General features: G+C 56.6%; 11 protein-coding genes. 9 read left to right on the top strand and 2 right to left on the bottom strand.

Annotation, left to right across the window (positions count from 1 at the left end; all coding sequences use genetic code 11):
- Positions 1-33 precede the first annotated feature (33 nt).
- Complete coding sequence (locus tag RT018_RS05150) at positions 34-1,728, bottom strand: DAK2 domain-containing protein (RefSeq protein ID WP_312939876.1); 1,695 nt, start codon at positions 1,726-1,728, stop codon at positions 34-36.
- A gap of 21 nt (positions 1,729-1,749) precedes the next feature.
- On the bottom strand, positions 1,750-2,100 hold the full coding sequence (locus RT018_RS05145; protein WP_312939874.1) for an Asp23/Gls24 family envelope stress response protein: 351 nt from the start codon (positions 2,098-2,100) through the stop codon (positions 1,750-1,752).
- A 284-nt stretch (positions 2,101-2,384) separates the two neighbouring features.
- On the opposite strand from RT018_RS05145, the gene rarD reads away from it, so the two are divergent.
- The 9 genes from rarD to RT018_RS05100 all read left to right on the top strand — a co-directional run.
- Positions 2,385-3,296 carry an EamA family transporter RarD gene (rarD, locus tag RT018_RS05140; protein WP_312939873.1) on the top strand — a complete coding sequence of 304 codons (912 nt, stop codon included), beginning with the start codon at positions 2,385-2,387 and terminating at the stop codon, positions 3,294-3,296.
- Positions 3,287-3,859 (top strand): 16S rRNA (guanine(966)-N(2))-methyltransferase RsmD, encoded by a 573-nt coding sequence (gene rsmD, locus RT018_RS05135; RefSeq protein ID WP_312939871.1) that lies wholly within the window; start codon positions 3,287-3,289, stop codon positions 3,857-3,859. Before rarD ends, rsmD begins: the two co-directional genes overlap by 10 nt.
- Positions 3,856-4,356 carry a pantetheine-phosphate adenylyltransferase gene (gene coaD, locus RT018_RS05130; RefSeq protein ID WP_312939870.1) on the top strand — a complete coding sequence of 167 codons (501 nt, stop codon included), beginning with the start codon at positions 3,856-3,858 and terminating at the stop codon, positions 4,354-4,356. Before rsmD ends, coaD begins: the two co-directional genes overlap by 4 nt.
- A gap of 5 nt (positions 4,357-4,361) precedes the next feature.
- Complete coding sequence (locus RT018_RS05125) at positions 4,362-4,907, top strand: hypothetical protein (protein WP_312939868.1); 546 nt, start codon at positions 4,362-4,364, stop codon at positions 4,905-4,907.
- A gap of 352 nt (positions 4,908-5,259) precedes the next feature.
- Positions 5,260-5,676 (top strand): division/cell wall cluster transcriptional repressor MraZ, encoded by a 417-nt coding sequence (mraZ, locus tag RT018_RS05120; protein ID WP_293007436.1) that lies wholly within the window; start codon positions 5,260-5,262, stop codon positions 5,674-5,676.
- A 1-nt stretch (position 5,677) separates the two neighbouring features.
- Entirely contained in the window at positions 5,678-6,616 is a 939-nt protein-coding gene (gene rsmH / locus RT018_RS05115) for a 16S rRNA (cytosine(1402)-N(4))-methyltransferase RsmH (protein ID WP_312939865.1), read from the top strand.
- 29 nt (positions 6,617-6,645) lie between these two features.
- On the top strand, positions 6,646-6,819 hold the full coding sequence (locus RT018_RS05110) for a DUF6440 family protein (protein WP_312939863.1): 174 nt from the start codon (positions 6,646-6,648) through the stop codon (positions 6,817-6,819).
- Between the two features lie 69 nt (positions 6,820-6,888).
- Entirely contained in the window at positions 6,889-7,452 is a 564-nt protein-coding gene (locus RT018_RS05105; protein ID WP_312939861.1) for a hypothetical protein, read from the top strand.
- A gap of 112 nt (positions 7,453-7,564) precedes the next feature.
- Positions 7,565-9,295: penicillin-binding transpeptidase domain-containing protein (locus RT018_RS05100; protein WP_312939859.1), on the top strand; the 1,731-nt coding region annotated here is incomplete at its 3' end.

Genomic DNA, 9,295 nt, shown 5'->3' with positions numbered 1-9,295 from the left:
GGGACCGGTTTTTTATGGAAATATGGGGAAAACTCACTCCATGGAAATGATATAGTAGTACACGGGCTGCCCGCCAGAGAGAACCGCTACCTCCGCGTCGGGGCAGGTGGACTCAAACAGCTCGGCGGTTTTCCGGGCGTCTTCCGCGGAAACGTCTTCGCCAAAGTAGACGGAGATGAAGGAACTGCCCCGTTCCCGGGCGTCCTGCGCCAGCTTTTCTATCAGTGCGGCAATGGATTTGTCGGTGCCGAACAGGCGTCCTTCTTCCAAAGCAAGGAAGTCACCCTCCTTGATGTCGAATCCATCAAAATCGGAGTTCCGCGCCGCATAGGTGATCTGGGCGGTGGTGACAGAGGACAGGGCCTCCGTCATGGCGGCAGTGAGAACTTCAGTGTCCTGCGCCTCAAAGTCCACATTCATCATGGCGGTAACACCCTGAGGTATGGTCTTAGTGGGAATGACCACTATGTTTTTCTCCGTCAGAGCGGCGCACTGCTGGGCGGCCATAATGATGTTGCCGTTGTTGGGCAGGATAAACACAGTTTCGGCTGGAATGGCATTTACTCCGTCCAGAATGCTCTCGGTGGAGGGGTTCATGGTCTGCCCGCCGGACACCACGCCGTCGGCTCCCAAATCCCGGAACAAAGCTTCCAGCCCCGCTCCCGCGCACACCGCCAAAAAGCCGTATTTCTTCTCCGGCGGGGCGATGCCCTGGGGAGCTTCCTGCTCCGTCTGGGCTTCAAGCGCGGCTTCCACCGCGTCCAGATCATCGGTGCTCTGGGCCTGCCGTCCGGCGGCCAGCGCGTCTGCCTGCGTGCGCATATTCTCAATTTTGGCCAGCTCCAGCGTGCCGTACTTCTGAGACTCCGTCAGCGCTGCGCCGGGAATGTTGGTGTGGACGTGGACCTTGAAGGCCTCGTCGTCCTCGCCGATGACCAGGCTGTCGCCGATGCTGTTCAGATAAGCCCGTAGGGGTTCCAGAGAAATATTTGCCGAGGCCTTGCGCACGATATACACCGTGTCAAAGGCGAAGGTGATTTCATCAGAGGAAAGGCCGCCAAAATCGGCCTTTTCCTTCTCCGGCGTGCCAGCGTCGGACAACTCTGGCATCGGCTCGCCCCGCAACTCGGCCAGCATTCCGTCCAGAATAAGGAGGAAGCCCTTGCCGCCCGCGTCCACCACGCCGGCCTTTTTCAAAACCGGGTTCATGTCGGTGGTCTGCGCCAGCGTCTCATAACCCACGCGGATGGCGGAATCCAGCATGGCTTCCAGGTCCATCCCTTCTGCTGCCGCGTCCACCGCCCGTTTGGCAGTGAGGCGGGAAACGGTGAGCACCGTGCCCTCCGCGGGCTTCATTACTGCTTTATAGGCAGCGGAAACTCCCTCTTGCATGGCCGCGGCAAACGTGGACGCATCGGCGTGCTCCTGACCTTTCAGCCCTTTGGAGATTCCACGGAACAAAAGCGAGAGAATCACGCCGGAGTTCCCTCGCGCACCCCGCAGCAGGGCGGAGGCCGTGACGGAAGCAGCCCGGTCAACGCTATCCGGATCACACCGGCGCAGCTCGTCCACGGCGGCGGCAATGGTCATACTCATATTGGTGCCGGTGTCTCCGTCGGGGACGGGAAACACGTTCAAATCGTTAATCGCCTGCTTCTGAGCCGACACGGCGGCCGCTCCGTGCAGCATCATCCGCTTGAAAAGCGCACCGCTGATTTGTTTGTTCATCTGTTTTGAGCCCTCCCTCGGTCACAGAGTCATGGAGTCGACGCACACATCGACCACCCTGACCTCCACGCCGGTATTTTTGGTGACCATATAGCGCACCTCGTTCATAATGGAGCTGCACACCGCGGGAAGATTCACGCCGTTTTCAACAATGATATGAAGCTCGATGGAGACGGTACCGTCGTCATTGGCGGTGACGCTGACGCCCTTGCTCATAGCCTCCCGCCGCAGGAGATGGACCAGACCGTCCGTCATAGAGCGATAGGCCATGCCTTTCACGCCAAAGCAGTTGGTGGCGGCAATGCCGGTAATGTTGGAAAACACGGCGCTGCTGATGGTGACGGCGCCCTGTTCGGAATTCAATTGGATCATAAGCGCATTCTTCCTTTCCATAGGCCGGTCCCCCGGGGAACCCCGACCGAAAATGTGCCGTTTCGCATAGTCAGTTGGTTATTATATACGATTTTCCGCAAAAGCACAAGAGCAACCGGAACAATTACGGGCCGATTTCCCTGCTGCTGTTTTTGTCGCCCGCAGGAGTCGCACGGGAAAAAAGAAGAAATTTACGGATTTGTTATTGAAAAACCACATGTATTGTCGTACAATTAGGAGATGCAAATTTTAGAGGTCTGTGACCGGAAGGGATTGTCGAGGACATGAAGAGGGGCGCGCTGTATGTGGCGGCATGTTATGCCGCATGGGGAGTTCTGCCCCTTTTTTGGAAAACGTTGGGTGCGGTAGACTCTGTATACGTGCTGTCGGCCCGGATTTTCTGGTCTATGGCCATGATGTTGCTTTTGCTGACAGTCCGGCGGGAGTGGAGCTGCGTTCGTGAGGTACTTGGAAAGCGGACGGAGATGCTGCGCCTTGCTGGGGCAGGTGCACTGATTACCGTAAACTGGGGACTTTATATTTGGGCAGTCAACAACGCCCACATTTTGGATGCCAGCCTTGCTTATTATATGATGCAGCCGCTGTCGGCTGTTTTGGGAACGGAGCTGTTCCGGGAGCGGCTGACTCGTTTGCAATGGTTCGCCACGGCGCTGGCCGCGACGGGCATTGTAATCGCCTCGTTCCGCTTTGGGGTGTTCCCCTGGGTTGCTGTGGTAATCGCAGGAAGCTTTGCGCTGTATAGCGCGGTGAAAAAAACGGTGAAGACGGACGCGAATGCGGCCCTCTTTATTGAGACCGCCGCCGTGACGCCGCTGGCCCTTCTATGGATTGTGGTGGCAGATATCCGGGGAGGCGGGGCTGTGGGAGTGCTCCACGGGGCGCAGTGGCTGCTGCTGCCTCTTGCCGGCGTGGTAACCACGATTCCGCTGATGCTGTTTGCCGTTGGAATCCGAACCACGTCCCTGTCTTTGTCCGGCGTGCTGATGTATATGAATCCCACGCTGCAGCTTTTGCTGGGCGTGCTGGCGTTTCACGAGGAATTTACTCTGACTCACGGAATTTTGTTCGGCTTCGTGTGGACAAGTCTTGCAATTTTCGTGATTTCCGACCGCTTGAAGCGGGAAAAAACGATGAAAATGATGAAAAAAATGGAGGAGAGCGAACCATGCGAGTAATCACCGGCTCCGCTCGGGGCAGACGGCTGAAAGAGCTGGAGGGCATGGATACCCGCCCCACCACCGACCGGGTGAAGGAAGGTCTGTTCAGCGCCTTGCAATTTGAGATTGAGGGACGCAAAATTCTTGATCTGTTTGCCGGAACCGGACAGCTTGGCATCGAGGCGCTGAGCCGCGGCGCGGCGAGCTGCGTCTTTGTGGACCGACGGGCAGACGCAGTGAAGCTGATTCGAGAAAATTTGAAGATCACGGACCTGACCGACCGGGCCAGAGTGATGACGGGAGACTCCTTGGAAGTCCTGTCCTCCCTGAAGGGAAAATTTGACCTGATTCTGCTGGACCCGCCCTATGAGGCAGGGCTGCTGGAGGAGGCGCTGGAGCGCATTGTCAGGTTTGACATTTTAACGCCCCATGGTATAATTGCGGCGGAGGCTCCTGCTGAAAAAGTTCTGCCGGAGCCGGCGGCTCCTTATAGGATGGGCCGCACCTACCGCTACGGAAGAATCTCTGTGACGCTTTTCCGCAGGGCGGGAGAGGAAGAGAGCGAGGAATCGGCCACATGAGAACAGCCATTTGCTCCGGCAGCTTCGACCCCATCACTCTGGGGCATTTAGATATTATCAGAAGGACGGCGGCCTGCTTCGATATGGTTTGGGTCTGCGTCAGTCCGAACGCGGCAAAGAAAAATCAGATGTTCACGCCGGAGCAAAAGCTGCGGCTAGTGGAAGCGTCAGTTGCGGAATACCCCAACGTTCATGCGGAGCTGTGGTCCGGCCTTCTGGCGGATTACGCCGTCCGCCACGACGCAGGCATCATCGTCCGGGGTGTGCGCAACGGCACGGACTGGGATCTGGAGCGGGAGCTTGCCCGCATTAATGAGCATCTGCGCCCGGGATTGGAGACACTGCTTTTGCCCGCTGCGGCAAAATACGAACATTTCAGCTCGTCCATGGCGCGGGAAATGATTCGCTACGGACAGCCTCTGGAGGAGTATCTGCCTCCTGCCGCGGCCGAGCTTGTGCGGAAGATGAGAGAAGAGTCGAACAAAGAGGGAGCGTGAAGCCGATGCCCAACAATACAAACGATGTCAGCCGCCTGATTGACATGCTCTACGAGCAGATCGAAGATGCGAAATCCCCGGCGCTTAAGCCCAATATGAGCATGGTGGACCGAGATGAGCTTTTGGATCTGCTGGACGAGCTGCGCGCCCAGCTTCCCATCGAAATCAAGCGAGCGCAAGAGCTGCTGGCCGCCCGGGAAAAATTCGTGGAGGATGCGAAACGGGATGTGGAGCGCATGATGCGTCAGGCAGAGCTGGAGGTCAAGGCCAAAGTGTCCGACAGTGAAGTGCTTACCGCTGCCCGCCAGAAAGCGCAGACCATCGTCAACAATGCGGAGGAGCGATCCAAGCGCCTTTATCAAGTGGCCAACGAATACGCTGAGGACGCGCTGGCCCGCACGGAAGAGGCCATTTCCATGGCGCTGGACGAGGTGAAGCAGTCCCGTATCCGCTTTCGCAGCGTTTCGGCAAACAAGATACAGGAGCAACGCCGCCGCCTTGACACTCCTGACGAGGAAACGGAAAACACTTCCCAGCAGGAGGAAACCTGAAAGTTTGTGAAAAATCACTAAGACGGCTTATGGAATTTCGCGTTAATTCCCATATATGGTATTTGGTATTTTAGAAAAAGTTTCCCAACACAACATGTTGTGTTGGGAAACTTTTCTATTTTATGTTAACAGATGAAACTCTTTGGAACATGTGTTTCAAAATACATTTTTTTCGACAAAGTTTGTCAAAAAAACTAAATTGTAACCATTTTAAGATTCCAAAAAACCTCTTGCAATTCCAAAGAAGTTTGATTATACTCAGAGATGCGAGTGGGGATAAGTGGTGATAATAGGTGACAAGTGGTGAATAATTCACTTCAATCCCAAAAAACGAAAGGGAGGGCCAGCGCCGATGACCGGAACCAATCAGCACACAATCGACGCCAAGGGCCGTCTGGCCATCCCAGCCAAGCTGCGGGAAGAACTGGGAGACGTGTTCTATGTCACCATCGGCCCCGATCCCTGCCTCACCATTTATTCCGACGAAAGCTGGGCGCGACTGACCGAAAAATTCGAGGCGCTGCCCTATTCCAAAGCCCGCGCCCTGCGCCCTTTGTTTTCCAATGCCGTCCGCTGCGAGCCGGACGGGCAGGGCCGCATCCTGATTCCGCAAAAACTGCGGGAATACGCTCGCTTAAAAAAAGACGTGTCTGTCATCGGTGTAAGTTCCCGTGCGGAAATTTGGGACAGCGCCACGTGGCAGGAGCTGGAGAAGCAAGAGCTGGAAAGCGGCAACATGCTCTCCGCCATGGAAGAACTGGATTTTTGATATGGAGTATTTGCATAAGTCCGTGCTGCTGAAAGAGAGCATTGAAGCATTGAACATCCGTCCCGACGGAATCTACGTGGACGGGACCCTTGGCCGCGCCGGGCACTCAAAAGAGATTGCCCAAAGGCTGACAACCGGGCGGCTAATCTGCATTGATCGGGACGGGGCCGCCATTGACGCCGCGAAGGAGCGGCTGGCCCCCTGGCTGGACCGGGTGACGCTGGTCCGGGGCAATTTTTCCGAGCTTGCGGAGATCCTGAAAAGCTGCGGCGTTTCCGCCGCGGACGGATTGCTGTTTGATCTGGGTGTGTCGTCGCCCCAACTGGACGACGCGGCCCGTGGTTTTTCCTACATGCACGACGCGCCGCTGGATATGCGGATGGATGCCTCTGCCCATCTCACTGCCCGCCGGGTGGTGAACGAATGGAGCGAGGACGAGCTGCGTCGCATTCTTTATGATTACGGCGAGGAGCGATATGCTCCCGCCATCGCCCGGGCCATTGTCCGCGCAAGAGGGGACAGGCCTATTGAAACAACCCTTGAGCTGGTGGAACTGATTAAGTCCGCTATGCCGTCTAAGGCATTGCGTGAAAAGCAGCACCCTGCCAAGCGGAGTTTTCAGGCCGTCCGCATCGCCGTCAACGGAGAGCTGGATGCGCTGGAACCCATGGTGGAGGCGGCCACGGAGGTCCTTGCCCCCGAAGGAAGATTGGCCGTGATTACGTTTCATTCTCTGGAGGATCGCATCATCAAGCGGGCCCTGCTGGCACAGGCCCGGGGCTGCACCTGCCCGCCGGAGTTTCCGGTGTGCGTTTGCGGCAATAAGCCGAAGCTGAAGATTCTGACCCGCAAGCCCATTGTTCCCGACGAGGAGGAGCTAACGGAAAACCCCCGCGCCCGCAGCGCAAAGCTCCGTGTGGCGGAGAAATGCGGGCCGTGACGGCGTGGAATGCGAAAGGAGCAGACGGTATGAGGCCCAGATTTGAGGAGATTTATACGCAGGGAACTTTGACTCAGACAGAGATTTGGGTGGACCATGAGACGGGCGTACACTATTTGTTCCACCGCAATGGCAGCGCGGCGGGTTTAACGCCGCTGCTGGACCGGGACGGGAGCCCGGTGCTTGCGGAGAAGGAAAATTAAGGAAGCGACATTCTCTGAAACGCGTGCAAAGCGCGAGGTGTGTAGTACAAAAGATTGGAGGAGGACGGCATGGCGGCTGCGGCAGCGCGGGACTTGCGCTATCCCCGGCGGGGGGCGACAAACGGCAATCTGGCATATGATCTGGACTTTGAGTTGCGGGAGCGCCAGTTGTCTCACGCGGGAGAATTGCCCCGGCGTCGGGAAGAGGCCGCGCCTGCTCCGAAGGTACGTTCTGCAGCTTCGGTGCAGGTTCGGGAACGCCAGCACATTTCTTTTTTGGCTGTACTGAGTTTTAGCGCCGTGGCGGCGCTGGCGGTGCTGACGCTGCTGTGCTACGTACAGCTTACAAGCCTGTCCAGCGACGTGGTGGCTTTGAACAAAGAACTGTCCCAGCTTCAGACGGAAAAGGTGATTCTCACTGCGCAATACGCCCAAATGTTCGATCTGGACACGGTGAAAAAAGCGGCGGAGTCCGCCGGAATGGCCAAGCCCAGCAGCGGGCAGACCTATTATCTGGACCTCAGCGGCGGAGACAGCGCCGTGGTCTATCAGGAAAAAGAGGCGGGGCTGCTGGAGCAGCTTGCGTCCTCGCTGAACCACGGCGTTTACGCGGTGGTGGAATATTTCGACTGAGACGCAATACAGTGAACAGGGGGAGTAAGAAGGAGGGCCGCTCCTTCTTACTCCTTGAACCTTACCGGGACGCGAAACGTGTCGAGCGTCGTTTTTAGGATGGAGGATATCAATGAGAAAGCCAGGCAAACGCAGGAAAAGCGACGCCGCCCGCTGGGCAAATCAGACGGTTCGAAACCGGACGGTGCTGATGATGGTTCTTTTGGGCATTGCGGTATTTGTGGCGCTGCTGTTTAAGCTGTACAGCCTGCAAATCGTGCGGCACGAAGAGCTTCAGGAAAAGGCTGTGGCCCAGCAAACCCGCAGTGCGGTGGTCACCGCGTCCCGAGGGGCGATTTACGATAAAAACGGAGAAATTATGGCGGTTTCCGCCTCGGCGGAGACGGTGTGTATTTCTCCTCGCGACATTGAAAGCAATAAGGAAACGCAGGACCCAGCGTTTGTGGCTCGGGGTCTTGCCCGTATCCTGGAACTTGATGAGGCTGCCGTTCTCAAAAAAATGGAGGATACAAACTCGCAGTACATCGAGCTGAAGAAAAAGGTGGAGCAGAAGACTGCCGACGAAGTCCGCCGTTTTATCAACGGAGAAATCGACGATGAGGGAAATGCTTTGACAAAGCTGGATGAGGACGGCAAGACCATCCTCATCAGCGACCCCTCCAAGCGTCCTGTCCGGCTTCAGGGAATTTTTCTCAACGCGGACTCCAAGCGCTATTATCCCTATGGAACGCTGGCCTCGCAGGTCATCGGGTTTGTAGGCAGTGAGAATACAGGACTGTATGGTCTGGAGGCCAAGTATGAGGATGTGCTAGAGGGCACCTCCGGCCTGACCGTCACCGCCAAGACCAACACCGGCGAGGATATGCTGTATCAATACGAACAGTATTACGATGCGGAAAACGGCGACAGCCTGATGTTGACACTGGACGTGAGCGTCCAGTCGGTTCTTGAAAAGGGCATTGAGTCCATGGTGGATAAATTTGGAGCAAAAAACGGCGGAACCGGCATTGTCATGAACGTGAAGACCGGCGGGATTGTCGCCATGGCCTCCTATCCCACCTTTGATTTAAACGAACCCTTTACCATTTATGACAAAAAGTTGAAGGCCCTGACCGATGAAAATCTGGTCAAGGCGCTGGCCGGGCTTACGGAGGGAAGCGACGAATACAACGCCGCCCGCAGTCAGGTGAACCGCGCGGCGCTGGGTGAGCAATGGCGCAACCGCTGCATCAGCGACACCTACGAGCCTGGCTCCACCTTCAAGCCTGTCACGCTGGCAACGGCGCTGGAGGAAGGGCTGGTAAACCTGAATTCCACCTTCACCTGCTCCGGTTCCATCCGGGTTCCCGGCTGGAACAAGCCCATTTATTGCTCCAACCACAGGGGCCACGGACTTCAGGACCTGATGCAGGCCACCGGAAACTCCTGCAACCCCGCTTTTATTTCAATGGGTCTGAAAATCGGAACGGAGAAATATTATCAGTATCTGAAGTCTTTCGGCCTGATGGAGAAGACCGGCATCGACGAGATCAGCGAAACCACTGGACTGTTCGCGAGTGAAAAGGACTTCGGAACCAACGTGGTGTCTTTGGCCTCGTATTCCTTCGGCCAGACCTTCACCGTCACGCCGCTTCAGGTTATCCGTGCACAGGCTGCAACCATCAACGGCGGGTATCTGCGCACGCCGTATCTGGTGGAGCAGGTGGTGGACGATCAGGGGAACGTCAAATATCAGCACGACTCCACTCCCGTACGTCAGGTTGTCAGCAAGGAAACGTCTGACACCGTGCGCAAGTGCCTTGAATACGTGGTGGCCTCCGGAACCGGCAAAAATGGGCAGGTG

It is taken from the genome of Oscillibacter sp., from assembly GCF_032060045.1.
Taxonomy (GTDB): Bacteria; Bacillota; Clostridia; order Oscillospirales; family Oscillospiraceae; genus Oscillibacter.
Note: the sequence above shows the minus strand (reverse complement) of the source record. Positions and strands in the feature narration are given on the sequence as shown.

Bases quoted from the DNA above. Each gene is read 5' to 3' on its own strand.
- coaD (WP_312939870.1), top strand. From the start codon at position 3,856: ATGAGAACAGCCATTTGCTCCGGCAGCTTCGACCCCATCACTCTGGGG.
- rsmH (WP_312939865.1), top strand. From the start codon at position 5,678: ATGGAGTATTTGCATAAGTCCGTGCTGCTGAAAGAGAGCATTGAAGCA.
- RT018_RS05125 (WP_312939868.1), top strand. From the start codon at position 4,362: ATGCCCAACAATACAAACGATGTCAGCCGCCTGATTGACATGCTCTAC.
- rarD (WP_312939873.1), top strand. From the start codon at position 2,385: ATGAAGAGGGGCGCGCTGTATGTGGCGGCATGTTATGCCGCATGGGGA.
- mraZ (WP_293007436.1), top strand. From the start codon at position 5,260: ATGACCGGAACCAATCAGCACACAATCGACGCCAAGGGCCGTCTGGCC.
- RT018_RS05105 (WP_312939861.1), top strand. From the start codon at position 6,889: ATGGCGGCTGCGGCAGCGCGGGACTTGCGCTATCCCCGGCGGGGGGCG.
- rsmD (WP_312939871.1), top strand. From the start codon at position 3,287: ATGCGAGTAATCACCGGCTCCGCTCGGGGCAGACGGCTGAAAGAGCTG.
- RT018_RS05145 (WP_312939874.1), bottom strand. From the start codon at position 2,100: ATGATCCAATTGAATTCCGAACAGGGCGCCGTCACCATCAGCAGCGCC.
- RT018_RS05110 (WP_312939863.1), top strand. From the start codon at position 6,646: ATGAGGCCCAGATTTGAGGAGATTTATACGCAGGGAACTTTGACTCAG.
- RT018_RS05150 (WP_312939876.1), bottom strand. From the start codon at position 1,728: ATGAACAAACAAATCAGCGGTGCGCTTTTCAAGCGGATGATGCTGCAC.